Raw genomic sequence first — 26,763 nt, 5'->3', positions numbered from 1 at the left:
CTCCCGTCTGTCGTCCCGGCTCCGCGCATGTCCTCCAATGCTGCCTCCCTCACTGAGCTGCTGATCCGCGAGCGGCCCGCGCTGCTGCGCCGGGTGCAGCGCATCCTCGGGGGCGACAACGGCGCCGAGGACGTGATCCAGGCGGTCTGGTTCAAGGCCCGTGGGGTCGGTGACAGCCAGGCGATCGGCAACCCGCGGGCCTATCTGTATCGGCTGGCCGCCAACCTTGCCACTGACCACGGCCGCGAATCGAGCCGCCGCAACCGGCTGCTGGTCGACCACTACCTGTGGGGGGCCGACGAGGTGATCTCCACCGAGGAGCAGGCCATGGCACAGGATGAGCTGCAGCGGGTGCTCGATGCGGCGGGTCACCTGCCGGAGCCGACCCGCACCATCTTCCGGCTCAACCGCCTGCAGGGCCTCACCCAGGCCGAGATCGCACGCCGCTTGGGGGTGTCGGTGACCACCGTCGAGAATCATGTGCGCTCCGCGCTGCAGCGCCTGGCCTGGGCGCGCAGCGGTCGATGAGCGCGCCGGCTTGGGGCTGGCCTTCGCGCAGACGTCTTGATCACTGGACCGTGGATGCGGTCTAGTTCCCCGCCTGCGCTTGAATGCGCCTGTCCGCCAGCCGATGAGCCCGCCGAACATGCAGCCCGCCGCCAATGACGATGCCCTGGCCGAACAAGCCCGGGACTGGATCGCGTGGCTGGCCTCGGGTGACATCAGCGATGCACGCATGCAGGCGTTCGAGCACTGGCTGCAACAGCCGGGGCACCGCAGGGCCTTCGAACACGAGCGCGCGTTGTGGCGCAGTGTCGGGCCGCGCCCACAGGCCGCCGGGGCCAGCCGATGGCGTGGGCCGCATCGACTGCGCTGGGCGATGGCTGTGGCGGCAATGCTGGCGATGCTGGTGGCATGGCCGGAGGCGTGGCTGCGCCTGCAGTCCGATCATCGCAGCACGCATCAGGTGCAGCACGTGCGGCTGCCCGATGGCAGTCGGGCGGTGCTGGATGCGGACAGTGCGATTGCCGTGCGCTTCGATGCGGACGCCCGCGAGGTCGAGCTGCTGCGCGGGCGCGCCTGGTTCGAGGTAAGCCCGGATGCACAGCGGCGTTTCAGCGTGCGCGCCGGCAATGGCCTGGTCGAGGACATCTCGACCGCGTTCACCGTGGCGCGTGGAGACGAGGGGGTGGAAACCCAGGTTGGGCAGGGCAGGGTGCGCGTGGCCAGCCCGGCCGACGGTGGCTGGACCTACCTGCAGCAGGGGCAGCGCGCCGTCTACACTGAACGTGGCGGGGTCATGCGACGGGCTGACGTGACCGCCGACAGCGTCGGCGCCTGGCGCCAGGGCGAGCTGCTGCTGGAGCAGGCCAGCGTCGCCGATGCGGTGCAGTGGGTGGGGCGCTATCGCGCGGGGCCGACCTTCGTGCGCGGTGATCTGTCACGTCTGCCTGCAGTGAGTGCTGCGTTGCGCATCGACCGCCCGGAACAGGCGCTGGATGCGCTGGCGGCAACGGCAGGTCTTCAGGTTACTCGTCTTCCATTCGGCGTCGCCATCGTGCAGTAGATCCACGCCACGCGTGGATGAGCGTCCCTGTGCCGACCATCGGTCGGCACCCACCGCTACCACCGGCCGACCAACGGTCGGCACCCACCGCGCCCCGTCGGCATCCCCCGCGACCGCAAATCGCTCTTGGGGTTGTCGCGCGCCCAGCCGTCTTACCCGGCGAACGTACCCGCCGTCGCCACGTACGTCGCCGTGTCCGCCCGTGTTGCGGATGACGCCGCGTTCGCGGCACCGATTACCTGACAGGTTCTTCCATGTTCGACTCCCACCGCTCGGGCCGCGTACTGCGCCCGTCCCCTCTATGCATTGCGTTGCTTGCCGCCGGGCTGGCCAGCACGACGCCACCCGCACTGGCGCAGAGCGCCCGCAGCGACCACGCGGCTGTACTGCGCTTCGAAATTCCTGCACAACCGCTGGATGAGGCCCTGCGCAGCTACATGCGCCAATCCGGCGTGCAGGTCGTGTACCCCACATCGCTGGCACACGGCGCAACCTCCCACGCGGTCAGCGGCAGCCTGTCGGCCAACCAGGCGTTGCAGCACCTGCTGCAGGGCAGTGGCGTGGCGGTGCGCCGGGTCAGCGCCGATGCGGTCACTCTGGAGGCAGCAACGCCGGTGCGGGCCGACAGCGGTGTGATCGTCACCGGCACGCTGAGTGTGGCCGGCGACCGCGTCGACAGCGGTGCGAACAACGATGAAGCACGCCTGCTCGACAGCTACCGCAGCGTGGGTTCGACCACCACGCTCGACCGCGCGCATCTGGAGCGCTTCCGCGGCACCTCCAACGGTGACATCGTCAAGGGTGTGGCCGGTGTCACCGCCGGTGATCCGCGCGTCGGCAATGGCTTCGACGTCAACATCCGTGGCATCCAGGGCCAAGGCCGCGTACCGGTGATCATCGACGGTGGCCAGTCCAGCATGGACACCTACCGCGGCTATGCGGGCCAGTCACAGCGCACCTACCTCGACCCCGACCTGATCTCCAGCCTGACCATCACCAAGGGCCCGAGCCTGCAGGCCAATGCCTCCGGTGGCATCGGCGGTATGGTCGAGATGGAGACGCTGAAGATCGGTGACGTGCTGCGCGAGGGGCGCGACCTCGGCGTGCGCGTGCGCAGTGGCCTGGCCAATGGCAGTGCCAACAACCTGCCGTCCTACAGTGCGACGCCGCGCACCGATCGTAGCGCCACCGGCAGCCAGTTCTTCAACGTGGCCGGTGCCGGTCACTGGGACCGCTTCGACCTGGTTGCGGCCTACGCGTACCGGGACAACGGCAACTACTTCTCCGGCAAGCACGGCTACGATGATTTCCCGCAGACCCGTCGCACGCTGGCGCCGCTGAATCCGCCGCGCACCGAAGTGTTCAACACCTCCTCGCGTTCGAAGTCGGCGCTGCTCAAGGGCACCTGGCGCATCGACGACGCGCAGACGCTGGAGGCCGGTTACCGCCGTTACGAAGGCACCGCCGGCGAGATCATGGCCTCGCAGATCATCCGGGTGGATCGTGACCGCATCCCGCAGTGGGATCCGGGCCACGTCGACATGGACAGCTACACCCTGCGCTATCGCTTCGATCCGGACAGCGAGCTGATCGACCTGCGCGTCAATGCAGCGTACACCGACACCGACAGCGTGATGTACAACAGCCTGACCGGCATCACGCCGTGGTACTTCGATCGCCGCACCGAGTGGTACGACGCGCCCAGTTTCAGTGGCGATCCCGGCTACAAGGATGCCTACCGGAACCCGCTGCGGCAGAAGCGCTTCAACCTGGATGCCAGCAACACCTCGACGTTCGGCACCCGCGCCGGAGCGTTCACGCTCGACTATGGCCTGTCCTACAGCGACGAAGATATCGCCCCGGGCGGCTCGGGCCCGATCAAGCATGACGACCTGGTCAACAACCGCTTCCTGCGCAACGCCGAGCGCAAGGAATACAGCGCCGTGGCCTCGCTGAAGTGGCAGCCCGACGAACACTGGGAGCTGCTGGCCGGTGGCCGCTGGAACCGGGTGGACGTGCACGACCGCAACCGGCTGGCCACGCCCGATGCCTACGAGGTGCAGGGCCAGTACCGCTACACCGAGCTGCTCAACGGAAACCCAGCACTGCCCTCGTGGCGCGCCAAGCGCATCGCGCTGCTGAACTGGTATCCGGATGCCAACGGCAACTTCACCCAGGCCTCGCTGCTGGCCTCGCCGTACAAGAAGGGTACGGTGGGCGACATCGCCGGCTGGAACTTCTACGACGCCGGCAAGCCGCAGGATCTGGAAGTGCCGGTCAGCTGGAGCTGGTCGCAGCCGATCCGCCGTCGCGACACCGCGTTCTCGCCTACCGCCAGCGTGGCCTACCGTTTCAGCGAAGACACCCTGGTCTACGTGAAGTACGCCGAAGGCACCAAGCTGCCGAGCCTGTTCGAGACCACGCTGGGCCTGTTCACCGCTGCCAAGCCGGTCGGTGAGCTGAAGCCGGAGCGCGCGCGCAGCTGGGAAATCGGTGCCAGCACCCTCCGCTACGACCTGTTTACCGCTGGCGACCGCCTGGCGCTGAAGCTGGCGTACTTCGATACCCGCATCGACGACCTGATCACCCGTGACTACCGCACGCTTTCGGCCGGCCTGATCCGCAACGTCGATCAGTTCAAGGTCTCGGGCATGGAATTCCAGTCCAGCTATGACAGCGGCAAGGTCTTCGCCGACCTGTCCGCGCATTACTATCTCAAGGCCAAGACCTGCGCGCCGGACATCGCCGCCGAGCGTCGTGCCTATGGTGCGCAGCGCGGGAACGACGAGGTGGCCAATACACCCAACTGCGTGGACGGTGGCTTCGAGGGCTCGTACACCAACACCCAGAACCCGCCGCGCTACACAGTCAACCTGATCCTGGGCTCGCGCCTGTTCGACGAGCGCCTGACCTTCGGCACCCGCATGGTCCGCAACGCTGGCCCGATCAGCAAGTTGGACAAGGACTGGAACGTGGGCCTGTCGGCGATCCAGCAGCTGTACCGGCCGAACACCTTGGTCGACCTGTTCGCCAGCTGGAGCTTCAACGACCAGCTGTCGGTGGAAGCCGGCGTCGACAACCTGACCGACCGTTACTACCTGGACCCGCTGGCCCTGGGCGTGATGCCGGCACCGGGCCGCACCGCGCGGTTGGCGTTGACCTGGACGTACTGATCTGCGGGGTCGGATCCCTTTCCTGCGGAAAGGGCTCTGACCCCAGCGGGAAAGACAACGGTAGCGCCGGGCCATGCCCGGTGCCTTCCGCCAGGCACTTACAGCCCACTCGAAGCCTTCACCGCATCTTCGTGCAGCGACTCGTTCAGCTCGTCCACCACGGTGGTCCATGCCGCATCGGCCTGCAGCGACTCGGCCAGGAACTGGCGCTGGGCATCGTTCCAGTAGGGCGCCTCGACGACTTCGACGTCGGTGGCCAGCTGGTGCTCGCGGATGAAGCGGGCGATGCCTTCGGCGCTGGCGTCCAGGCCCAGCTGCAGGAACAGGTTGGTCATGCGCGGTTCGGTGGTGATCATCATCGGTTCCGGGTGGACAAGGGGATGGCCCATTATCGGTGTAGACGGCCTTGGGGAAAGCCCCGTGGCAGACGTCTACAGCAGGACGACCCTCCTGGCATTCCCCCATGAACGCACACATCGCTCCCGAAGACAGCCGCAGCCTGCGGCTCAAGGCCGCCACCCGCGACAGCCACGTTGCGCTGGACAAGCGCATCATGGCCGGTGACATCTTCGCCGACCGCAGCAACTTCGCCCGTTTCCTGCGCGTGCAGTATCGCTTCCACCGCAGCATCGATGCGCTGTATGCCAACCCTGCCCTGGGCGAATTGCTGCCCGATCTTGGAGAGCGCCGGCGCCTGACACAGGTCGCGCGCGACCTGCAGGACCTGGAGCAGGCCCTGCCTGGCGCGGACATCGACGCGCTGCCCTCGGACCTCGCGCTGCCGACTGCGTTGGGTTGGCTGTACGTGGCCGAAGGCTCCAATCTCGGTGGCACCCTTCTGTACAAGATGGCGGCCAGGCTCGGCCTGCACCGTGATTTCGGCGCCCGCCACTTGGCCGCCCATCCCGATGGCGCAGCGCGCCACTGGCGCGAGTTCACCGCTGTGCTGGACGCGGTGCCGCTGAGTGCCGAGCAGGACCAGCAGGTGATCGATGCAGCCGACGCTGCGTTCCGCAGCGTGTACCGCCACGTCGAAGTGGAATTCGCCTGATGGGCGGCGCGCGCCCGCAGGTGCAGCGCTGATGCGCTGGCTCTGGTTCGCGCTGGGCTGGCTGATGGTCGGCCTCGGGGTGATCGGCGCATTGCTGCCAGTCATGCCGACCACCATCTTCCTGATCCTCGCGGTGGGCTGCTTCGCGCGCAGCTCGCCGAAGTTCGAGCAGCGCCTGCTGGCGCATCCACGCTACGGCCCGTCGCTGCGGCTGTGGCGCGAGCAGGGTGCCGTGTCGGGCAAGGGCAAGGCGTTTGCCAGCGCAGGCATGGCGGCGGGCTTTGCCCTGTTCTGCTGGGGCGCGCATCCGTCGTGGCGCCTGTTGCTCGGCGTGGGCCTGTTCTTTGCCGCCAGCGCCGGTTACGTGCTCAGCCGGCCGGCACCGCGACCGGAGCCCCATCCGGTCGTGGAAGTGGACGACGCCAACGATCCTCGCGCGGCCCGCCGCCGCCCGAGGTGGCCGGCGACCCGGTGAACGTGATGGTGCCCGTGCGGTTCTTCCTGCGCGGGCGGTGACCGCCATCGGGGTCGGATCCCTTTCCTGCGGAAAGGGTTCTGACCCCGTCGAGCCTGCCATCCACGCGTCGCGTGGATCTACAGCAGCGGCACCAGCAGCAGCGCCACGATGTTGATGATCTTGATCAGCGGATTGATTGCCGGGCCGGCGGTGTCCTTGTACGGGTCACCGACGGTATCGCCGGTCACCGCAGCCTTGTGCGCTTCGCTGCCCTTGCCACCGAAGTGGCCATCCTCGATGTATTTCTTGGCGTTGTCCCAGGCGCCGCCGCCGGTGGTCATCGAGATGGCCACGAACAGGCCGGTGACGATCGTGCCGATCAGCAGGCCGCCCAGTGCGCGCGGCCCCAGCAGCAGGCCGACCACCACCGGCACGGCGACCGGCAACAGCGAGGGCACGATCATTTCGCGGATCGCCGAGCGGGTCAGCATGTCCACCGCCTTGTCGTACTGCGGCTTGCCGGTGCCCTGCATGATGCCGGGGATCTCGCGGAACTGGCGGCGCACTTCTTCCACCACTGCGCCCGCCGCGCGGCCGACCGCTTCCATCGCCATCGCACCGAACAGGTAGGGAATCAGGCCGCCGATCAACAGGCCGATGATCACCGTGTGGTCGCTGAGATCGAAGCGGAACTCCTGGCCGGGATTGGCTGCCTGCAGGTTGTGGGTGTAGTCGGCGAACAGCACCAGTGCCGCCAGCGCCGCCGAGCCGATCGCATAGCCCTTGGTCACGGCCTTGGTGGTGTTGCCCACCGCATCCAGCGGGTCGGTGATGTCGCGGATCTCCGAAGGCAGCTCGGCCATTTCGGCGATGCCACCGGCGTTGTCGGTGATCGGGCCGTAGGCATCGAGGGCGACGATCATCCCTGCCATCGACAGCATCGCGGTTGCGGCAATGGCGATGCCGTACAGGCCGCCCAGCGCGAACGCACCCCAGATCGCCGCACACACCGCCACCACCGGCAGCGCGGTGGATTTCATCGAGATGCCGAGTCCGGCGATGATGTTGGTGCCGTGGCCGGTGGTCGAGGCCTGCGCCACGTGCTGCACCGGCTTGTACTGGGTGCCGGTGTAGTACTCGGTGATCCACACGATCAGGCCGGTCAGGACCAGGCCGATCAGCGCGCAGCCATACAGCGCCATCGGTCCATGCACGTTGTCGGACATCAGTCCGGTGGTGATCGGGTAGAAGGCGATGGCGGCCAGCACGCCGGAAACGATCACGCCCTTGTACAACGCGCCCATGATCGAGCCGCCTGGCTTCACCTTGACGAACAGCGCGCCGATGATCGAAGCGATGATCGACACGCCGCCCAGTACCAGCGGATACAGCACCGCGTTGGCACCGGCTTCGGCCAGCATCAGGCTGCCCAGCAGCATGGTGGCGATGACGGTCACCGCGTAGGTCTCGAACAGGTCGGCCGCCATGCCGGCGCAGTCGCCGACGTTGTCACCGACGTTGTCGGCGATCACCGCCGGGTTGCGCGGATCGTCCTCGGGAATGCCGGCTTCGACCTTGCCGACCAGGTCGGCACCGACGTCGGCGCCCTTGGTGAAGATGCCGCCGCCCAGGCGCGCGAAGATCGAGATCAGCGAGGAGCCGAAGGCCAGGCCGACCAGCGCGTGCAGCGCCTGTTCCATCGGCAGGCCCATGCGCAGCAGCAGTGCGTAGTAGCCGGCCACGCCCAGCAGGCCCAGCCCGACCACCAGCATGCCGGTGATCGCGCCGCCGCGGAAGGCGACGTCCATCGCCGCGCTGATGCCGTTGCGCGCCGCCTCTGCGGTACGCACGTTGGCGCGTACCGACACGTTCATGCCGATGTAGCCGGCGGCGCCGGACAGCACCGCGCCGACTGCAAAACCAATCGCGGTGTACCAGCTGAGGAAGATGCCGACCAGCACGAACAGCACCACGCCGGCGATGCCGATGGTCAGGTACTGGCGGTTGAGATAGGCACGCGCACCTTCCTGGATCGCGGTGGCGATCGCGATCATGCGTGCATTGCCGGTGGGTTGGCGCAGGATCCAGCGCGCCGAGACGATTCCGAACAGGATCGCGAGAATGGCGCAGCCCAGCGCCAGTGACAGCCCGTGACGTTCCAGCATTAGACCCCTCCGCAGAATGGATGTAGGCATCCAGTGGCGATGAACGGCACCACGAGGGGGACGACGGGCTGCAGCCTGGAACCAACCCGTACCGACCTTGGCGGTCGTCCGACGTATGGCGGTGTTCAGCATTCCCTGGTGCCCGCAGTATGCGTGCCGCCACTTGTAGAGTCGAGCCATGCTCGACCGGCTCCTCGGAGCCGCGGCGCATGCCGTCGGGCCCTGGGCATGATTCGCGAGCCAACGGCCTTTGCACCCCGTTAAGGCAGCCTCTGCAAGCCTGCGCACAGCCCCGTAGGAGATTCCCCATGCGCCTGTCCCTGTTGATGCTTGCCGCCCTGGTCCCGGCCGCACCGGCCTTCGCTGCGGAAACGCCGGAACTGCAGCGTGCGGTCGGTGCGCCGCAGGCGGTGGGCGCGGTGCATACGCTGCGGCAGATCCCCGAGGCCTGCGCGCGGCTGGAAGGTGCGTTCACCGGTGATGCCGCCGCGCCATATCGCTTCTCCGCCGTCCGGACCAGCGAGCAATGCCAGCCACGCGCGCGCTTCGTCGATTACACCAAGGCGCAGCCGAGTGCCGACAAGGGCTGGAAGCTCAATGATGTGATCCGCGTGCCCAACGCCGCGTGCCCGGCGCAGCAGGCGGTGGTGCGGGTGTGGCGCCTGCCGTCGAGCCACAAGGTAGAGCTGGACGGGCAGGGCCAATCGCGCATTTACCTGGAGGAGGCGAAGAAGCAGGCCGCTGCCGGCCAGATTCCGCAGGTGACGATGTTCGCCGCGCAGCTGCAGATGGAAGGCAAGGCCTGCAATTGAAGTCGCGTGGGTGGTGCACCCGTGCCGTCATCCACGGCCGACATCCGGCTGATCAATCCGCCAGCATTGCCCCGCGCGCCACCAGCAGCTCGCGCAATGCCCTGCGGTGGCAGTGCGCTTCATCCTCGCAGTAGCAGCCCACGCTGATGTCGCTGTGTTGCGACATCGCGGCCAGAAGGTCCAGCGCGTGGGCGGCATCGGGCGCCTTCATCTCGGCCTTGTAATGGCGGAAGAAGGCGGTCCAATCGGCCGCCGTCGTTGCCTCATGTGCCCGCTTCACCAGCTCCGCGCTGGGTGACAGCGTAGGAAACCAGACGTCGTACCAGTCCTGTCGGGCGAACTCGCTGCGCGGCACGCCGCGCGGTGGGCGCCGAACGGTGCCGATGCGCAGTCCCTCGCCGGGTTGGCGCGGCGTACCGAGTCGGACAACACGCAGTGCCATGATGATCTCCATGAAAAGGGGACGGAGGGAATTAAGTCGTATCCGACCCACTGCTGATGCTGTTGGAGATGACAGAGGGGCGTATGCGACTTAATCCCCTCCGTTCCCTTTTTCAGGTCAGCCTTCGAAGGCCGGCAGTTTCTGCTTCACCGCTACGTTCTTCAGGGTGACGTACTTCGGCAGGCCATCGGTGCCATAGGGAAGCGGTGCTTCGCCCTTGATCAATGGTGACAGGTAGGCGCGCGCCCTGGCCGTGATGCCGAAGCCATCGCGGCGGATGAAACCAGCCGGCATCTTCTTCTCGTGGTTGGCGATCTTCGACAGCGGCGCCGCTTCGATCTTCCAGCGATAGGGCGCATCGCTGCTGCGCACGATCACCGGCATCACGCCATTCTGGCCCTTCAGTGCCAGCTGCACCGCGGCCTTGCCCACCGCCTGCGCCTGCTCCCAGTCGGTCCTGCTGGCCAGGTGGCGGGCCGAGCGCTGCAGGTAATCGGGCAGTGCCCAGTGCACCTTCAGGCCCAGCTGATCCTTGACCCGGCCGGCCAGGTGCGCCGCCACGCCGCCGAGCTGCGAATGACCGAACGAGTCCTTGCCACCGCCGGCATCGGCAACGAAGCGGCCATCGGCGGTTGCAATGCCTTCCGACGCCACCACCACGCAGTAGCCGACGCGCTCGACCACGGCTTTCACCTTGGCCAGGAATGTGGCCTCGTCGTAGGCGCGCTCGGGCAGCAGGATGATGTGCGGCGCTTCGTCATCACCGTTGCCGGCCAGCCCGGCGGCGGCGGCCAGCCAGCCGGCGTGGCGGCCCATCGCTTCGTAGATGAAGACACGGGTGGACGTTTCGGCCATCGCCGCCACGTCCAGTGCTGCTTCGCGCACCGAGACCGCGGTGTACTTGGCCGCTGACCCGAAGCCGGGGCAGGTATCGGTAACGGCAAGGTCGTTGTCGATGGTCTTGGGCACGCCGATACAGGTCAGGTCGTAGCCGGAGGCCTTGGCCAGCTGCGAGACCTTCAGTGCGGTGTCGGCCGAGTCGTTGCCGCCGTTGTAGAGGAACCAGCGCACGTCGTGGGCCTGCAGCACCTCCAGCAGGCGGTCATAGCGGGCGCGGTCGGCATCCAGCGATTTCAGCTTGACCCGGCACGATCCGAAGGCGCCGCCCGGGGTATGGGCGAGGGCGCGGATCGCGGCGGCACTCTCCCTGCTGGTGTCGATCAGCTCCTCGCGCAGCGCGCCGAGGATGCCGTTGCGGGCCGCCAGGACCTTGATGCCCTTGGCCCGGGCCTGCTCGATCACCGCTGCCGCCGTGGCATTGATGACGGCGGTGACACCGCCGGACTGGGCATAAAGGAGAGTACCGTTGCGCATGCTTCTACCTGCTCGGGGGAGGGGACATTGCAGGGACATTACCCGGATGCGGTAAAGTGGCGCTATTGCGGTGCAGCGATACCGGACCGTCCGGGACGCGAACCTTCTTTGTTTTCAACACGTTGGAGTCAGGTCAATGCGATTGGTTCTGTTGGGACCGCCCGGTTCGGGCAAGGGGACACAGGCGACGCGCCTGAAGGAAAAGCTGGGGATCGCCCACATTTCGACCGGTGACATGCTGCGCGCGGAAATCGCCGCCGGCACGGAGCTGGGCAAGCAGGCCAAGACGGTGATGGATGCCGGCAACCTGGTGTCGGACGACATCCTGCTGGGCATGCTGGAGTCGCGCCTGACCCAGGCTGATGTCGCCAAGGGCTTCATCCTCGATGGCTACCCGCGCAATGTGGCCCAGGCCAATGCGATGGATGGCCTGCTGGCCAAGATCGGCCAGCCGCTGGACGCGGTGGTGCAGCTGGATGTGCCCACCGAGCTGCTGGTGGACCGCATCGCCGGCCGCGCCAAGGAGCAGGGCCGCGCCGATGACAACCCGGAAGCGGTGCGCCAGCGCCTGCAGGTCTACAACGACCAGACCGCCCCGGTGGTCGATTTCTACGCCGGCCGTGGCACCCTGGCCCGCGTCGATGGCGTCGGTGAGCTGGACGAGATCGAAGCCCGCATCCTGGCAGCGATCAAGGCCTGATCCGGCGGGGCCGGCATGCGTCCGGTCCTTCGGGCGCAAAAAACACAGGCCTGGTCCGCGAGGATCAGGCCTGTGTCGTTTGATAGGCGCCAGCGAAGGGCTTGCTCAGGGCCCCGCAGCATGAGCTCCCTTGGGGATGGCCTCTTGGGGAGTAGGACCGGTTCGGGTACTGCGGCTGGCAGTTCGAATTGTGTCCGGGTTCACAGAACATCGCTATCGGGAATTCCCTGACAGCTGATTGGAGTTTTCTCACATCCCGTGTAGGGGTTGTCTTACCCGATAGCGGACATTGGCCCTATACAGCCGTCATCGGTCACAATCCTCGGTCATGAGCAGCGTACATATCCTTGCAATTGCCGGCACCTTCATGGGCGGCGTGGCCGCCCTGGCGCGGGAACTTGGGCATTCCGTCAGCGGCAGCGACCAGGCCATCTACCCGCCGATGTCGACCCAGCTCGAACAGCTGGGCATCACACTGGACCAGGGCTACCGTGCCGACAGCGTGCCGGCCGGTACCGACGAGGTGGTGATCGGCAACGCGCTGTCGCGCGGCAATGCCGCCGTGGAAGCCGTGCTCGATGCCGGCCAGCGCTATATCTCCGGCGCGCAGTGGCTGTCCGAGCAGGTGCTGCCGGGCCGCGACACGCTTGCCGTGGCCGGTACCCACGGCAAGACCACCACCACCACCATCCTCACCTGGCTGCTGGAAAGTGCAGGGCGCTCGCCGGGCTTCCTGATCGGCGGTGTCGCCGAGGATTTCGGTGTCTCCGCCCGCCTGGGCCAGGGGCGCGAGTTCGTGGTCGAAGCCGATGAGTACGACACGGCCTTCTTCGACAAGCGCAGCAAGTTCGTGCACTACCGGCCGCTGGTGGCCATCCTCAACAACCTTGAGTACGACCACGCCGACATCTTCCCGGACGTGGCCGCGATCCAGCGCCAGTTCCACCATCTGGTGCGTACCGTACCCGCACGTGGGCGGCTGATCGTCAACGGCGAGGATCAGTACCTTGCCGAAGTGCTGGCGATGGGCTGCTGGACCCCGGTCGAGCGCTTTGGATTCGATCCGTCGCTGGAATGGCATGCCGAGCTGCTGGCCGCTGATGGCAGCGCCTTCCGCGTGCACCATCGTGGGCAGGCGCTGGGTGATGTGCAGTGGTCGCTGCTGGGCCGCCACAACGTGCTCAATGGATTGGCCGCGCTGGCCGCCGCGCATGCAGTGGGCGTGGCACCTGCCCAGGTTATTCCGGCGCTGGCACGCTTCCGCAGCGTCAAGCGCCGCATGGAAGTGATCGGCAGCCATGACGGCATCACCGTCTACGACGATTTCGCCCACCATCCGACTGCGATCGCCACCACGCTGGAGGGCCTGCGTTCCAAGGTGGGTGATGCGCGCATCGTGGTCGCGATGGAGCCGCGCAGCAACTCGATGCGGCTGGGCGCACATGCGCAGGCGCTGGCTCCCTCGCTGGCGCTGGCCGATGAAGTGGTGTTCCTGCATCGCCCGGAACTGGCCTGGGATGCTGCGGCGGTGATCGCCGCGGTGCGTGGCGAAGCCCACGCGGTGCCCGATACCGACGCATTGCTGGCGCAGCTGCAGGCCAGCGCGCGCAGCGGCGACCACGTGGTATTCATGTCCAACGGTGGCTTCGACGGTGCCCCGCGCCGCTTCCTCGCCGCGCTGCAGGCCCGATGAGCGGCGACGGCTCGCTGCCGCTGTTCCCGCTGCACACCGCGCTGGTACCGGGTGCAGCGGTAGGCCTGCGCGTGTTCGAGCGGCGCTATCTGGACCTGGTCCGCGACAGCGGCCGCAGTGGTGAGGGATTTGGCGTCTGCCTGATCCTCGAGGGCGAGGAGGTCGGCGCACCGGCGACACCGGCCGCCTTTGGCGTGCAGGTACGCATCGAAGACTTCGATGTCGGCGCCGACGGCGTGCTGCAGCTGCGCCTGCGCGGTACCCGTCGCTTCCATGTCGAGCGCACCCGCGTGCGCGACAACGGCCTGGTGGTGGCTGACGTGCGCTGGTGCGAGGAAGACCCCGATGACGAACTGCGGCCGCAGCATGCACTGCTGGCCACGGTGCTGGGGCACATCATCGAGCAGGCCGGCGAGGCCTATGCGCCGGCCAATCCGGCGCTGCTGGACCAGGCCAGCTGGGTCGGCTGGCGGCTGGCCGAGCTGCTGCCGCTGAGCGAGCAGCAGCGCCTTCAGCTGCTGCAGATGGACGATCCGCACCAGCGGTTGCAGCAGCTGCTGGGCTGGATGCCGTAGAAGCCATCCATGTAGGGCGTGGATCTGCTGTAGAGCCGAGCCCATGCTCGGCTTGATGGATCCCGCGAAGAGCAGCCGAGCATGGGCTCGGCTCTACACTGGGTGATCGCGACCGGTACTGGTCAGGGCGTGGTGGTCTTCAACCGCAGCACCGGCAACCCGGTTTCGCTGTGCACGTCCTCGCGCTGCGGCAGGTCCTGCACGGCGTCCTTTACGGCATTCAATGCCGGGTCGACGCCACGCAGCGGATGCCACATGCCGATCCACTCGAAATGGCGTTCGTAGCGCAGGGTCTGTGCACTGCCCAGCCACAGCGGCGTGTTGCCCGGCTGCAACTGCGCAGGGGCCGGCCACAGGCGCAGTACGTAGCGCTCATCACGGTGTGTACCCGGGCGTACCATCAACAGCGCTTCCACGCGGGTTTCCAGCGTCGCCGGCAGCACCGGCAGTTCATCGGCGCCGGTGTTCTTGTCCAGCATCAGCAGCGCCTGCTGCCAGCCAGCCTGCTCCTGCCGCTTCCAGCCGCGCGCTTCCAGTTGCGCCTGCAGCGGTGCCAGCGGACCGGCCACCTGTACGTCCAGCGGCCAGCGCTGGTCGTCATCGAACTCGTTGCGGCGCGCCGGCAGTGTCGCCCAGTCGTGCTGCCACCAGGCCTGCGTGTCCATTGCCTGCGGGGCCGGCAAGGTCGGCTCGAAGCGTTCCAGCTTCACCGGGATGTTGCGCGGTGCGTACCACATCGCGGCGACGGCGAAGACGCCGTAGAACAGCCATGCCACCGGCTTCACCCAGAACGAGCGGTTGAAGCGGCGGCGGTAGGCGATGCCCAGCACCAGCAGCCAGAAGGTGCCGAACAGCATGCCGCCGATCACATCGCTCAGCCAATGCGCGCCCAGGTACAGGCGCGAGAAACCGATCAGGCTGACCACGATGCCCGACACCAGGTACGGCCAGACGCGGGTACGGCCGGGCATCTCGCGGGCGATCAGCACCGCGAAGAAGCCGAAGGTGATGGTGGCCATCGTCACCGACACCGACGGGAAGCCGAAGCCGCTGCTGGCGTCGACCGGGCGCACAACATCGACGGTAGCGCCGAGCAGCATGGTCAGCGCCAGGCCGAAGGCCAGCGCGGCCAGCCAGTGCGCGGCCGCCATCCAGCGCCGGCGCCAGACCAGGTAGCCCATCGCCGCCGCAGTGGCCGGCAGCAGCACCTGCCAGGCACCCAGCGACGCCAGCGCGGCCATCGGGTAATCGGCCAGCGGGTTGCGCAGGGCCAGCATTGCCTGGTGTACCAGCAGGTCGATCGCCAGTGGCTCGCCATGCGCGACCACCACGGTCAGCAGCGCGAACCAGCCCCAGCCCAGCACCAGCAGCATCAGCGCCAGCATCGCCAGCGGCACCGACTCGCGCCGCTTCGGATCCAGCACGCCGACGGTGTAGCGGCCCAGCGTCGGATGGCGGTTGGACCAGTCGAGCAGGCGTGCCAGCCAGTTGTCCATGCGCGCGGCCGACCAGCGGTAGCCGTACAGCACGAGGGCCCAGACCAAGCCAAGGATCACCGCCAGCAGGCCGACCACCACCACCAGCCGACCGGCTACTGCGGCCACCGCGTCATAGGCCTCGCCAAGAATCCAGCCGGGGGCCAGGAACAGCACCGCCCATGAAATGCTGGCGATACCACTGGCCTGTACATAGCGGCTGGCTGGCATCTTCATCATGCCCGCGATGGCCGGCACGAACGGCCGGATCGCGCCGACGTAGCGTGCCACCAGAATGCTCTTGAACGCGTTGCGGCGGAACAGGTTTTCGCCGCGGTCGAGCAGCTGCGGGTAACGGCTGAACGGCCACACGCCACGCAGGCGGTCGCCCCAGCGGCGCCCGATCCAGTAACTGATGCCATCGCCGGCGAATGCGCCCAGTGCGGCCGCCGCCACCGCGTAAGGTCCGGAGATCTGGCCCAGGCCGATGAACACGCCCACCGCAAACAGCAGCGGCAGCGCCGGCACGATGGCGCCGAGAATGATCACCGCATCGCAGAAGGCGATGAGGAAGATAACGGCACCCGCCAGCACGGGGTGAGCGGCAATCCACGCAAGCGTGGCGTCGATCCATGAAGAGTCCATTGCCCGATTATAGGGGCGTGAAGGTGACTGGTTCCCAGCCGCTTGGTGACCGTTTGCAACCGGCGCCATCGCCTAGAATGGGCCCATGCCGCATACGCCAGACACGCCACCACATGCTTTGAAGGCCGACAGCTTCGGTCGCATCCTCCGTGTGGAAGGGCCTGCCGGCCCCTTCGTACGCCGTGACCTGGGCGCCACGCCGCTGTGGTTGCGCCTGCCGGCCTGGTGGCTGGCCCGCCGCGAAGCGCGCGCGCTGCGCCATATCCATGGCATGGCCGACGTGCCGCAGCTGCTGGCGTGGAATGGGCATCATCTCGACCGCAGTTTCATGGCCGGCGACGCCATGTACCAGCGCCCACCGCGTGGCGACCTGGCCTGGTTCCGCGCCGCGCGTCGGCTGCTGCAGCAGCTGCATCGGCGCGGCGTGGCCCACAACGACCTGGCCAAGGAAGCCAACTGGCTGGTGACCGAAGACGGCCGCCCGGCATTGATCGACTTCCAGCTGGCAGTGATCGGCAACCCGCGCTCGCGCTGGATGCGCCTGCTGGCCCGCGAGGACCTGCGCCACCTGCTCAAGCACAAGCGCATGTACTGCCGTGGGTCGCTCACCCCAGTGGAAAAGCGCGTGCTCAAGCGCACCTCGTGGGTGCGCGAACTGTGGTTCGCCACGGGCAAGCCGGTCTACCGCTTCGTTACCCGTCGCATCCTGCATTGGGAAGACAACGAGGGGCAGGGGCCCAAGCCGTGAGTCCACTGCAGGTAGTGACCGGCCCACCGAGTGCGGGCAGCGTCCTGCGCCCACAGCTGGCCGGTGCCGACTTCGTGCACGCCTGCCAGGCAACAACCCATCGTGATGGGCGCTCGGCCTTGCAGGCCTATCGCGATATGGCCGCGACCATTCCCGGCTGGTTCGATGGGCTGATGGCGCTGCGCAATCGCGGCATGCGCCTGCTCGGCATGAAGCACCTGGGCTCGTTGCGCGCGGTGCAGGATGTTGCGGATCCTCAACCCGGGCAGCGACTGGGCATCTTCACCCTGCAGTCGCTCAGTGACGATGCCATCGTGCTGGAAGACGACGACCGCCACCTGCGTGTGCAGCTGGCCCTGCAGTGGCAGGGCGACGTACTGGAAGTGGCGACCGTGGTGCATACGCACAACGCGTTCGGGCGCGTATACATGCTGCCGGTTGCGCCGGTGCATCAGCTGATCGTGCCGCATCTGCTGAGGAAGCAGGCGCAGGCGTACCGGTAGATCCACGCGATGCGTGGATGCGCCCGCTGACGGCCTTGATGTAGTGCCGGCGACCTTACGGCGTTGCCGGCACTACCTGCTGGCCGATGAAGTTGCGCTTGGCGTCGAAGTCGTAGGCGATCTGCAGCTGGCCTACATCCGGGCAGGCGTGGCAGTCACGCAGCGGCGTGCGGTACAGCAGGCGGATGCCGCCGTTCTCCAGCGGCGTGGCCCCGCCCGACTGCGCCGGTGCGAACGGCGTGGCCTGCGGGTGGTCCTTCAGCAGGGCCTGCACGGCGGGGTCGGCACGCAGGGTGTCGTCCAGCTGCACGGCATCCACATCGATGCGCTTGCCGGTGGCGTCGACCAGGCGGGTGCCCTCGTTGGTGTTGGCGCGGAACGGATACTCGACCGTGGCAATGCCCAGGCCTTCGTTCTCGTGCCAGGCCGTCACGTAGGCCAGCTCGCCGCCGGTGGACAACTGTTCGGCGGCAGCAATGGCATCGGCGCTTGCGCCACCAGCGCGCATCGCATCGCGCAGGCACTCACGCGTGGCTGAATTCCCGCCCTGGCGGCAGGCGTTGAGGTCGCCATCCCACACCACTGCCTCGCTCCAGCGCAGCTTGCCGTCTGCGGCGGCTTTCTCCGCGCTGGGCGTGTCACCGGCCGACGGTTCCTTGCCGGGTTCCGGCGAACGGCCCTGGCAGGCGGTCAGCAGGGCAAGCCCCAGGGCAGGCAGCAACAGGCGGGAACGGCGCATGGCGTGGACCTCGTGCGTTGACTGGAGGCGCCAGTATCGTCAAGGCCGGGTGAACTCCACGTCGGCGCGGCATACTAGCGGCTCATTGCATACGCTGGAGTGTGGAACGTGGGCAGTCTGCAGGGCAAAACGCTTTTCATCACGGGTGCCTCGCGTGGCATCGGCCTGGCCATCGCACTGCGCGCTGCGCGTGACGGGGCGAACGTGGCCATTGCGGCCAAGTCGGCGGTGCCGAACCCGAAGCTGCCAGGTACCATCCACAGCGCGGCCGAGGCCGTTACCGCCGCCGGTGGCCAAGGGCTGGCGCTGAAGTGCGATATCCGCGAGGAAGAGCAGGTGCAGGCCGCGGTTGCGGCCACGGTCGACACCTTTGGGGGCATCGACATCCTGATCAACAACGCCAGCGCGATCTGGCTGCGTGGCACGCTGGATACGCCGATGAAACGCTTCGACCTGATGCAGCAGGTCAATTCGCGTGGCAGCTTCCTGTGTGCGCAGGCCTGCCTGCCGTACCTGCTGCAGGCGCCGAACCCGCACATCCTGACCCTGGCACCGCCGCCGAGCCTGGAACCGAAGTGGTGGGGCGCGCATACCGGCTACACGCTGGCGAAGATGGGCATGAGCTTCGTCACGCTCGGCCTGGCCGCGGAATTCGGCCCGCAGGGTGTGGCGGTGAACGCGCTGTGGCCGCGCACGGTGATCGCCACCGATGCGATCAACATGATCCCTGGCGTGGATGCGGCCGGCTGCCGCACGCCGCAGATCATGGCTGATGCCGCGCATGCGGTGCTGGTGCGCGAAGCGGCGGGCTTCCATGGCCAGTTCCTGATCGACGATGACGTGCTGGCGCAGGCGGGTATCACCGATCTTTCGGGCTACGCAGTGGATCCATCGCGTCCGTTGCTGCCGGATCTGTTCCTGGATTGATCGCGCGTCGCCGGAAGAGGCCGAGGGCTGCGACCTTCGGCCTGCTGCGCTAGAATGCGCGGCTGTAATCGTTTTCAACAGGGATGTGAGCACATGTCACGCACTCTTTCGGTCGCGGCGCTGGTCGCTTCGCTGTCGTTGATCCTCGTCGCCTGCGGTGGCAAGGCACCCGCCGCTGCGGGCGGCGCCGCTGCCTCCGGCACGCCGGACGCCAGCGCGGCGCCGTCCGACCCGCAGCAGCAGTTGACCGCCAAGCTCAACGCCTACATCGGCTGCTTCAACGCGCTTGATTCGAAGACCCACGGCAGCATCGAGTCCTATACGCGCTGGATCAAGGATGTCGCCGCCGGCCCGACCGGTCGCGAGACACAGGTGTACGGTCCGTTCGAGATCAGCGATTACGACATGAAGCAGTGCGATGCCCCCGTGACCGAGGCGATGGCTGCCAAGCCAGTGCTGGCCGAACTCGATGCTGCTGCTGGCCACTACCAGCAGGCGCTGAAGGCACTGGTGCCGATCAGCAAGGACGCGCACGACTACTACGGTCGCCAGGACTACGAAGACGACCAGTTCGCCAAGGGCAAGCAGCTGCACGCGCCCCTGATGGTCGCCTTCAAGGATTTCGTGGCTGCCAGCGAAACGTTCAATGCCGAGCTGGAGCGCCAGAACGACGCCGCCCAGCGCGAGCAGCTCAAGGCACTGGAGCAGGCCGAGGGTCGCACGCGAGAGTACTACCGCCTGGCGATGATGCTGGAAGCCAAGGCCATCATGGATCTGATGAGCGAGGATGATTTCGATCAGGCCAAGGCCCGCGAGCGTCTGGATGCGTTCAACCGCATTTCCGACGAAGCGCATGCGAAGGTGGCTGACCAGGAGCCGGGCAAGCTGGACTGGAACAGCTTCGAGCGCGAAGCCGAGAACTTCCGTCGGGAAGGCAAGGAGCGGCTGCACCGGGTCAGCAGCAAGACGCCCTACAGCGATTTCGAACGGCGTATGCTGGATTCGCCCTCGATGGCGCCGCGCGGCTCTGCCAGCAAGCTGATGCAGGAATACAACTCGCTGGTTTTCCAGAGCAACCGCCAGTAATCGCAGCGTCCATCGTGTCATTTGTGTCGCAATCGAACAGGTCGATTGCGACGCATCGCATCGCACACTTCCGAACGGCAGGGCCTTTGCGAGGCCGCCGATGCGGGTGCTTGCGTCATGCGCGAGGATATCTACCGCCTCTTTCTGCAAGGAATCGATTTGAACGCTTCTGTACGCCTGCTTCCCCTTCTTCTGCTCGGCACGCTGGTCGGTACGGCCGGTTGCGACAAAGTGCCGGGGCCGGCGGCGGCCGATCCCGGCCTGGAGAAGGTCAACGCCTACATCGAGTGCTACAACGGCGTTGAACAACCCATCCACGAAGGCTTCCAGACCTACACCGGCTGGATGAAGGATCCCGAAGCCGGTCCGACCGGCAAGGAAACGCAGCCGCGCTCACCGGGCAAGGTGCTGTCGCACCGCGTGGAGTACTGCGGCCAGGCGCTGACCGATGCGCTGGCAAAGAACCCGTCTACCGCGCTGGATGCACCGGCGCGTGACTACCAGCAGGCCTTCCAGTCGCTGTACGCGCTGATCGAACGCGCCGACGGCTACTTCACCCGTGAGGACTATCGCCGCGATGGTGGTGAAGGCCTGCGCAGCCAGCACGCGCCGTTGATGCAGGCCTATGCCGGGTTCTTCAAGGCCAGCGAGGCACTGGATGCGGCACTGGAGAAGAACGAGAACGATCGTCGCGCGGCACAGCTGAAGCAGATCGAGGAGAGCGAAGGCCGTTCGCTGGCCTACTACCATCTGCGCCTGCTGGGCGATGGCAAGCAGCTGGCCATGGCCTTCCAGGGCGACGCACCGGATCTGGCGGCGTTGCGCGTACAGCTGGCCGATTACCAGGCGCTGGTGACGGAAATCCAGAACTCCGGGGTGGGCAAGGACGACCCGATGTGGGGCCACGTGCAGCGTTCAGCGGACAAGCTGGTACGCACCGCCGGGCGCGGCGTGGAGCGTCTGCAGCAGGGCAAGCCGATCACCGCCGAAGGGCTGGCTGCCGAGCGCAAGGCCTCCGGTAGCTGGGACACCTCGGCGCCGGAAGGTGCGCAATCCACTCTGCTGGACGCCTACAACGATCTGGTCTCCACCAGCAACCGCCTGCGATGAGCAGCGCGCGCATCCATGCATAAGCGCCAAGGGTAGTGCCGGCCGCTGGCCGGCATGCGCCTCAATGGTTGAACGGATCCGGTAGCTGACCGCCGCACTTGCGGCAATACCGTGCATCCGGCTCGTGGCCTTCCAGCCCACACTCCGGGCAGCCACGCGCATCGCGGCGCGCGGCCTGCTCGGCTTCACGCATGGTGCTGGCCAGTTCGGCGGTGTAGATGCCGGTGGGCACGGCGATGATGCTGTAGCCGATCAGGATCAGCACCGAGGTGACGAAGCGGCCGAGCACGGTCTGCGGCACGATATCGCCGAAGCCGACCGTGGCCATGGTCACCACCGCCCAGTACATGCTGGCCGGGATGTTGGTGAAACCGTGGTCGGGGCCCTCGATCACGTACATCAGCGCACCGGCGATGATGGTGATGGTGATCACCGTGAACAGGAACACCAGCACCTTGCGCCGGCTGCGCCACAGCGACGTCATCAGGACGCCGCTTTCCTCGATGTAGCGGGTCAGCTTCAGGATGCGGAACACCCGCAGGATGCGCAGCGCGCGCACCACCAGCAGGCTCTGCGCGCCGGGGATGAACATCGACAGGTAGGCGGGCAGGATCGACAGCAGGTCGATGATGCCCCAGATGCTCACTGCATACCGCAGCGGGCGCTTGACCACCGCCAGCCGCAGCAGGTACTCGGCGGTGAAGATGATCGTGAATCCCCATTCCAGGATGTACAGGCCGGTGGACCATTCGGCATGCAGGTGCTGCACGCTGTCGATCATCACCACCAGGATGCTGGCGACGATCGCCACCACCAGGATCAGGTCGAAATTGCGCGAAGGGCGGGTGTCATGGCGGTAGATGATGTCGAACCACCGACGGCGCCAGCCGGTCTCGGTGGCGGGGTTGAGCTGGGGGGCGGAAAACGGTCGCATGGGCGCATTGTGCCGCAGGGGTTCCGGCGCGAGAATGGGCGTTCCTGAACCCCGCCGACTGCCATGACCGCCGCGACCGATCCGCTGATCTCCCTTTCGCACTATTACCTGCCGGTCTACAAGCCCCGCCAGGTGGTACTGGAGCGAGGCCAGGGCGCCCGCGTATGGGACAGCCAGGGCCGTGAGTTCATCGACCTGGCTGCCGGCATCGCCGTGTGCGGCCTGGGCCACAACGATCCGGACCTGGTGGCCGCGCTGGTCGAGCAGGCCGGCAAGCTCTGGCACACCAGCAACGTGTTCTACAGCGCACCGCCGCTGCACCTGGCCGAGGAACTGGTGAAGGCCAGTCGCTTCGCCGAGCGGGTGTTCCTGTGCAACTCCGGCGCCGAAGCCAACGAAGTGGCGATCAAGATGGTCCGCAAGTGGGCCTCCAGCCAGGGCCGCCCGGCCGACAAGCGCGTCATCATCACCTTCCGTGGCAGCTTCCACGGCCGCACGATGGGCGCGGTGACCGCTACCGCCCAGCCGAAGTACCAGGAAGGCTACGAGCCGCTGCCTGGCGGCTTCCGCTACATCGATTTCAACGATGAGGTGCAGCTGGAAACCGCGATGGCCGCCGGCGACGTGGCGGCGGTGATGCTGGAGCCGATCCAGGGCGAGGGCGGCGTGATGCCGGCCAAGTCCGGTTTCCTCAAGCGCGTGCGTGAACTGTGCGACCAGCACAACGCACTGCTGGTGCTGGACGAGATCCAGGCCGGCATGGGCCGTACCGGCACGCTGTTCGCGCACTGGCAGGATGATGTGGTGCCGGACATGGTCACCCTGGCCAAGGCACTCGGTGGCGGCTTCCCGATCGGCGCGATGCTGGCCGGCCCGAAGGTGGCCGAGACCATGCAGTTCGGCGCGCACGGCACCACCTTCGGCGGCAACCCGCTGGCCGCTGCGGTGGCCCGCGTGGCACTGCGCAAGCTGGCCTCGGCGGAGATCGCCGCCAATGTCAGCCGCCAGTCGAAGGCGCTGCGCGATGGCTTTGCCCGCATCAACGACGAGTTCGGTGTGTTCAGCGACGTGCGTGGCCGCGGCCTGATGCTGGGCGCGGTGCTGGGCAAGGACTTTGCCGGCCAGGCCGGGGCGATCCTCGACCATGCCGCCGAGCACGGCCTGCTGACCCTGCAGGCCGGCCCGGACGTGTTGCGCTTCGTGCCGTCGCTGAACATCACCGACGAAGAAGTGGCCGAAGGCCTCAAGCGCCTGCGCGCAGCGATTGCTGCGTTCATCGCCGCGCGCTGAGGCCCCGGCGCTGGGGTCGGATCCCTCTCCTGCGGAGAGGGCTCTGACCCCGATCAGCCCACCGCGTAACGCTTCAACACCTTGCCCAATCCACGGCCATCGCGCACGGTTTCCGCGTGCAGGCCGGCGGCGCGTGCGCCGCGCACATTGGCGAACAGGTCATCGACGAACAGCGTGCGCGAAGGCGCCACGCCGAGGGCCTCAAGCGTGCGCAGGAAGACCTCCGGTGCGGGTTTGCGCAGGCCGAAATCGGCGCTGCAGAACACGCGTCCCTGCAGCGCAGGGAACAGTTCCGGCAGCAGGATGGGCAGCGCCTGCACCATCAGCGCGCCATTGTTGGTCAGTACCGCCAGTGGCAGCTGCAGGACCTGCAGCCGCTGCAGCACCGCGTGCTGCGGATGGCTGGCCGCCTGGCGTGCGGCGATCCAGCTGGGTACATCGACGGTCCTGCCCAGGCACTCCCCCAGCCGCGCCAGATAGGCCGGACCCTGCAGCGTGCCGTTGTCATGCGCCGCTTCCAGTCCGCTGTCGAACAGCGCCGCCTGCACTGCGGCAGGGGTAACATCCAGTACCTGCGCCAGGTGCAGCACGCGCTGCGCGCGCTGGTACTGCACCAGCACGCCATCCACATCCAGCAGCAACAGGTCGATCCGCATCGGTCGAGCATGCCATTGCAGTGAGTGCGCGGGAAACCCTGGAGTGGGCATGCGACAGACGGTCGCAGACGCGGCCGCAGGGGCCTGCCTAGAATGGCGCTTGAATCCGCAGGAGAGGCAACGATGAAGGCTTGGTGGGTGGCAGTGGGACTGGGCGCGCTGATGCTGGCGCCGTCGGCGATGGCGCGGGTGTGTGCAGTGAACATCGACAGCACCGACCAGATGAGCTTCAGCACTCGCGAGATCAAGCTTGCCGCCGACTGCACTGCCGTGGACCTGACCCTGCGCCACACCGGCAAGCTGGCCGCTACCGCGATGGGCCATAACTGGGTGCTGACCCGCACTGCCGATTACCAGCCGGTGGCACTGGCAGGCATGCGCATGACACTGGCCGACAGCTACCTGCCGAAGGCTGACAAGCGCGTGCTGGCGCACACCAAAGTAATTGGTGGTGGCGAGATCACGCGCGTGCGCTTTTCCACCCAAGGCCTGCAGAAGGGCGGCGACTACACCTTCTTCTGCTCGTTCCCCGGCCACTTCGCGATGATGAAGGGCAAGTTCGTCTTCGGTTGAAAAAAGGGGACGGAGGGGATTGAGTCGTTTGTGCATAAACGACTCAATCCCCTCCGTCCCCTTTTTGTGCCAACCAAGGTTGGCACCTACCAGAGGGTGTCTCAGCCCTTGGCGGCCTTGAATGCTACGCGTGCGGCGGCGAGGGTGGCCTCGATCACGGCATCGTCGTGCGCGCTGGACAGGAAACCGGCCTCGTACGCCGACGGCGCCAGGAACACGCCCTGCTCCAGCATCGCGTGGAAGAAGCGGTTGAACGCTGGGATGTCACAGGCGGTGGCCTGCGCATAGGTCTCCACCTTCTCATCGGTGAAGAACAGCCCGAACATCGCGCCCACGCGGGTGGTGGTCACCGCCACGCCGGCTTCGGCGGCGGCCGCTTCCAGGCCGGCGCACAGGCGTGCGGTGCGCTCGGCCAGGTCGGCGTGGAAGCCCGGCTGCTGGATCAGCTCCAGCATCGCCAGGCCAGCGGCCATCGCCACCGGGTTGCCGCTCAGCGTGCCGGCCTGGTAGATCGGGCCGGCCGGGGCGATCTGCTGCATGAGCTCGCGGCGACCGCCGTAGGCGCCCACCGGCATGCCGCCGCCGATGATCTTGCCGAAGGTGGTCAGGTCCGGGGTGATGCCGTAGTGCCCCTGCGCACCGCCGAGGGCAACGCGGAAGCCGGTCATCACTTCGTCGAAGATCAGCAGCGCGCCGTGTTTCGTGCACAGTTCGCGCAGGTGCTGCAGGTAGCCCTCGCGCGGCGGGATGCAGTTGGCGTTGCCGACCACCGGTTCGATGATCAGGCCGGCGATGTCATCGCCCTGCTGCTCGAACAGCGCAGTGGCCGCTTCGAAGTCGTTGTAGGGCAGGGTCAGGGTCAGTTCGCTCAGCCCGGCCGGGACGCCCGGCGAGGTCGGCACGCCCAGGGTCAACATGCCGCTGCCGGCCTTGACCAGGAACGAGTCGCCGTGGCCGTGGTAGCAGCCTTCGAACTTGACGATGCGGTTGCGGCCGGTGGCGCCACGCGCCAGCCGGATCGCCGACAGGGTGGCCTCGGTGCCGGAGTTGACCATGCGCACCATCTCGCACGACGGCACCAGGCGGGTGATGGTCTCGGCCATGGTGACTTCGGCCGCGCATGGCGCGCCGAACGACAGGCCGTTGTCGATCGCCTTCTTCACCGCCTGGCGTACCGCCGGATGGTTGTGGCCGACGATCATCGGGCCCCAGGAGCCGACGTAGTCGATGTAGCGGTTGCCATCGACGTCGTACAGGTAGGCACCGTCGGCGCGTTCAACGAAGAACGGCTCGCCGCCGACCGACTTGAACGCGCGCACCGGCGAATTGACGCCGCCCGGCAACAGCTGCTGGGCGCGGGAGAACAGGGCGTGGGACTGGTCGTGGTTCATGGGGCTTTCCTGGGCATTACGCGAACTGGGCGAGGTAGGCGCGCTGGGTCGCGACCGGGTCTTCGGCGGCGAACACGCTGCTGACCACGGCGACCAGATCGGCGCCGGCGTCGATGATGGGACCGACATTGTCCGGCGTCAGGCCACCGATCGCCACCCGCGGCACGCCCAGTGCGGCGCTTTGCCGCAGCAGGTCGGTATGGGCGCGGCTGGTGGTGATCTTGGTGGTGGTCGGGAAGAACGCGCCGAAGGCCACGTAGCTGGCGCCGGCGGCCACGGCCCTCTCGGCATTGGCCAGCTGGTCATAGCAGGAGGCGCCGATGATGGCCTCGGGGCCGAGCAGGGCGCGCGCGCTGGGGATGTCGCCGTCGGTGCCGCCCAGGTGCACGCCCGCCGCGCCCACGGCCTTGGCCAGCGCCGGGTCGTCGTTGACGATCAGCGGTACGCCGTGGTCTGCGCACAGTGCCTGCAGCGCGGTGGCCTGCTCCCGCCGCAGCGCGTCGCTTGCGGTCTTGTTGCGGTACTGCAGCCAGGTGGCGCCCGCGGCCAGCAGCGGCGCGGTACGGGCCAGCAGGCGTGCGGTATCGGGCTCGTCCGGGGTGATCAGGTAGACGCCGCGGGGCGCCGGGGAAGCAGAAGTCATCGATGGCTACCGGTGAGTGGACCGCGATGGGACA

General features: G+C 67.3%; 26 protein-coding genes. 16 read left to right on the top strand and 10 right to left on the bottom strand.

The genetic code is table 11. The features are described 5' to 3' along the window. The first annotated feature begins 27 nt into the window (after window positions 1–27). From ACS0OT_RS16420 to ACS0OT_RS16410, 3 genes are all read left to right on the top strand, one after another. Entirely contained in the window at window positions 28–528 is a 501-nt protein-coding gene (locus ACS0OT_RS16420) for an RNA polymerase sigma factor (RefSeq protein WP_065178353.1), read from the top strand. 103 nt (window positions 529–631) lie between these two features. Continuing rightward, window positions 632–1,567, top strand: a complete 936-nt coding sequence (locus tag ACS0OT_RS16415; protein WP_164093376.1) for a FecR family protein — start codon at window positions 632–634, stop codon at window positions 1,565–1,567. Window positions 1,568–1,821: 254 nt separating this feature from the next. Beyond that, entirely contained in the window at window positions 1,822–4,740 is a 2,919-nt protein-coding gene (locus tag ACS0OT_RS16410) for a TonB-dependent receptor domain-containing protein (protein ID WP_442255898.1), read from the top strand. Window positions 4,741–4,838: 98 nt separating this feature from the next. Here ACS0OT_RS16410 and ACS0OT_RS16405 read toward each other — a convergent pair whose 3' ends face one another. Next, the gene (locus ACS0OT_RS16405; protein ID WP_164093374.1) at window positions 4,839–5,096 is read right to left on the bottom strand and encodes a DUF2789 domain-containing protein; all 258 of its coding nucleotides are present in this window, start codon (window positions 5,094–5,096) and stop codon (window positions 4,839–4,841) included. Between the two features lie 107 nt (window positions 5,097–5,203). Between ACS0OT_RS16405 and ACS0OT_RS16400 the strand changes: the two genes are divergently transcribed. Together ACS0OT_RS16400 and ACS0OT_RS16395 are read left to right on the top strand one after the other, a co-directional pair. Then, window positions 5,204–5,791, top strand: a complete 588-nt coding sequence (locus ACS0OT_RS16400; RefSeq protein ID WP_065178357.1) for a biliverdin-producing heme oxygenase — start codon at window positions 5,204–5,206, stop codon at window positions 5,789–5,791. Between the two features lie 31 nt (window positions 5,792–5,822). Further along, the gene (locus ACS0OT_RS16395) at window positions 5,823–6,266 is read left to right on the top strand and encodes a YbaN family protein (RefSeq protein ID WP_065185343.1); all 444 of its coding nucleotides are present in this window, start codon (window positions 5,823–5,825) and stop codon (window positions 6,264–6,266) included. A gap of 119 nt (window positions 6,267–6,385) precedes the next feature. On the opposite strand, the gene ACS0OT_RS16390 is transcribed toward ACS0OT_RS16395, so the two are convergent. Beyond that, the gene (locus tag ACS0OT_RS16390; protein WP_065185342.1) at window positions 6,386–8,413 is read right to left on the bottom strand and encodes a sodium-translocating pyrophosphatase; all 2,028 of its coding nucleotides are present in this window, start codon (window positions 8,411–8,413) and stop codon (window positions 6,386–6,388) included. Between the two features lie 308 nt (window positions 8,414–8,721). On the opposite strand from ACS0OT_RS16390, the gene ACS0OT_RS16385 reads away from it, so the two are divergent. Then, a complete protein-coding gene (locus ACS0OT_RS16385) occupies window positions 8,722–9,225 on the top strand; it encodes a hypothetical protein (protein ID WP_061480501.1) in 504 nt (167 codons plus the stop codon). 52 nt (window positions 9,226–9,277) lie between these two features. Here the strand turns inward: ACS0OT_RS16385 and ACS0OT_RS16380 are convergent, their stop codons facing one another. After that, a complete protein-coding gene (locus tag ACS0OT_RS16380; RefSeq protein ID WP_005419050.1) occupies window positions 9,278–9,667 on the bottom strand; it encodes a DUF488 domain-containing protein in 390 nt (129 codons plus the stop codon). Between the two features lie 117 nt (window positions 9,668–9,784). Next, a complete protein-coding gene (locus ACS0OT_RS16375) occupies window positions 9,785–11,041 on the bottom strand; it encodes a 6-phosphofructokinase (RefSeq protein WP_005419049.1) in 1,257 nt (418 codons plus the stop codon). Between the two features lie 136 nt (window positions 11,042–11,177). Here ACS0OT_RS16375 and ACS0OT_RS16370 point away from each other — a divergent pair, with 136 nt between their 5' ends. From ACS0OT_RS16370 to ACS0OT_RS16360, 3 genes are all read left to right on the top strand, one after another. Next, window positions 11,178–11,741, top strand: a complete 564-nt coding sequence (locus ACS0OT_RS16370; protein ID WP_005419045.1) for an adenylate kinase — start codon at window positions 11,178–11,180, stop codon at window positions 11,739–11,741. Between the two features lie 328 nt (window positions 11,742–12,069). Then, complete coding sequence (gene mpl, locus ACS0OT_RS16365; RefSeq protein ID WP_005419043.1) at window positions 12,070–13,434, top strand: UDP-N-acetylmuramate:L-alanyl-gamma-D-glutamyl-meso-diaminopimelate ligase; 1,365 nt, start codon at window positions 12,070–12,072, stop codon at window positions 13,432–13,434. After that, the gene (locus ACS0OT_RS16360; protein ID WP_005419042.1) at window positions 13,431–14,009 is read left to right on the top strand and encodes an LON peptidase substrate-binding domain-containing protein; all 579 of its coding nucleotides are present in this window, start codon (window positions 13,431–13,433) and stop codon (window positions 14,007–14,009) included. Before mpl ends, ACS0OT_RS16360 begins: the two co-directional genes overlap by 4 nt. A 122-nt stretch (window positions 14,010–14,131) precedes the next feature. On the opposite strand, the gene ACS0OT_RS16355 is transcribed toward ACS0OT_RS16360, so the two are convergent. Further along, window positions 14,132–16,129, bottom strand: coding sequence for a bifunctional DedA family/phosphatase PAP2 family protein (locus ACS0OT_RS16355; protein ID WP_065178360.1), 1,998 nt, complete (start codon window positions 16,127–16,129; stop codon window positions 14,132–14,134). An 85-nt stretch (window positions 16,130–16,214) separates the two neighbouring features. Here ACS0OT_RS16355 and ACS0OT_RS16350 point away from each other — a divergent pair, with 85 nt between their 5' ends. Together ACS0OT_RS16350 and ACS0OT_RS16345 are read left to right on the top strand one after the other, a co-directional pair. After that, window positions 16,215–16,877 (top strand): serine/threonine-protein kinase, encoded by a 663-nt coding sequence (locus ACS0OT_RS16350; protein WP_065178361.1) that lies wholly within the window; start codon window positions 16,215–16,217, stop codon window positions 16,875–16,877. Beyond that, entirely contained in the window at window positions 16,874–17,380 is a 507-nt protein-coding gene (locus ACS0OT_RS16345) for a DUF2867 domain-containing protein (RefSeq protein ID WP_065178362.1), read from the top strand. The genes ACS0OT_RS16350 and ACS0OT_RS16345 overlap by 4 nt, the downstream gene beginning before the upstream one ends. A gap of 55 nt (window positions 17,381–17,435) precedes the next feature. Here the strand turns inward: ACS0OT_RS16345 and ACS0OT_RS16340 are convergent, their stop codons facing one another. Continuing rightward, the gene (locus ACS0OT_RS16340) at window positions 17,436–18,119 is read right to left on the bottom strand and encodes a hypothetical protein (RefSeq protein WP_065185339.1); all 684 of its coding nucleotides are present in this window, start codon (window positions 18,117–18,119) and stop codon (window positions 17,436–17,438) included. A 108-nt stretch (window positions 18,120–18,227) separates the two neighbouring features. On the opposite strand from ACS0OT_RS16340, the gene ACS0OT_RS16335 reads away from it, so the two are divergent. From ACS0OT_RS16335 to ACS0OT_RS16325, 3 genes are all read left to right on the top strand, one after another. Beyond that, on the top strand, window positions 18,228–19,046 hold the full coding sequence (locus tag ACS0OT_RS16335) for an SDR family oxidoreductase (protein WP_065178370.1): 819 nt from the start codon (window positions 18,228–18,230) through the stop codon (window positions 19,044–19,046). Window positions 19,047–19,139: 93 nt separating this feature from the next. After that, window positions 19,140–20,132, top strand: coding sequence for a YiiG family protein (locus tag ACS0OT_RS16330; protein ID WP_329953835.1), 993 nt, complete (start codon window positions 19,140–19,142; stop codon window positions 20,130–20,132). Window positions 20,133–20,291: 159 nt separating this feature from the next. Next, window positions 20,292–21,242, top strand: coding sequence for a YiiG family protein (locus ACS0OT_RS16325; protein ID WP_065185337.1), 951 nt, complete (start codon window positions 20,292–20,294; stop codon window positions 21,240–21,242). Between the two features lie 61 nt (window positions 21,243–21,303). On the opposite strand, the gene ACS0OT_RS16320 is transcribed toward ACS0OT_RS16325, so the two are convergent. After that, entirely contained in the window at window positions 21,304–22,176 is an 873-nt protein-coding gene (locus ACS0OT_RS16320) for an ion transporter (RefSeq protein ID WP_065185336.1), read from the bottom strand. 63 nt (window positions 22,177–22,239) lie between these two features. Here ACS0OT_RS16320 and ACS0OT_RS16315 point away from each other — a divergent pair, with 63 nt between their 5' ends. Then, window positions 22,240–23,466, top strand: coding sequence for an acetylornithine transaminase (locus tag ACS0OT_RS16315; protein ID WP_053497478.1), 1,227 nt, complete (start codon window positions 22,240–22,242; stop codon window positions 23,464–23,466). A gap of 53 nt (window positions 23,467–23,519) precedes the next feature. Here the strand turns inward: ACS0OT_RS16315 and ACS0OT_RS16310 are convergent, their stop codons facing one another. Continuing rightward, window positions 23,520–24,122, bottom strand: coding sequence for an HAD-IA family hydrolase (locus ACS0OT_RS16310; protein ID WP_005419017.1), 603 nt, complete (start codon window positions 24,120–24,122; stop codon window positions 23,520–23,522). Between the two features lie 123 nt (window positions 24,123–24,245). On the opposite strand from ACS0OT_RS16310, the gene azu reads away from it, so the two are divergent. Beyond that, window positions 24,246–24,695, top strand: coding sequence for an azurin (azu, locus tag ACS0OT_RS16305; protein ID WP_139727611.1), 450 nt, complete (start codon window positions 24,246–24,248; stop codon window positions 24,693–24,695). A gap of 101 nt (window positions 24,696–24,796) precedes the next feature. Here the strand turns inward: azu and hemL are convergent, their stop codons facing one another. Together hemL and thiE are read right to left on the bottom strand one after the other, a co-directional pair. Beyond that, window positions 24,797–26,086: a glutamate-1-semialdehyde 2,1-aminomutase gene (gene hemL, locus ACS0OT_RS16300; protein ID WP_065178366.1), complete on the bottom strand. Its 1,290-nt coding sequence runs from the start codon at window positions 26,084–26,086 to the stop codon at window positions 24,797–24,799. A 16-nt stretch (window positions 26,087–26,102) separates the two neighbouring features. Then, window positions 26,103–26,729 carry a thiamine phosphate synthase gene (gene thiE, locus ACS0OT_RS16295; RefSeq protein ID WP_053497472.1) on the bottom strand — a complete coding sequence of 209 codons (627 nt, stop codon included), beginning with the start codon at window positions 26,727–26,729 and terminating at the stop codon, window positions 26,103–26,105. Window positions 26,730–26,763 lie beyond the last annotated feature (34 nt).

The organism is Stenotrophomonas maltophilia group sp. RY12688, assembly GCF_052149045.1.
Taxonomy (GTDB): domain Bacteria; phylum Pseudomonadota; class Gammaproteobacteria; order Xanthomonadales; family Xanthomonadaceae; genus Stenotrophomonas; species Stenotrophomonas sepilia.
This window is presented reverse-complemented; position numbering and strand designations above follow the sequence as displayed.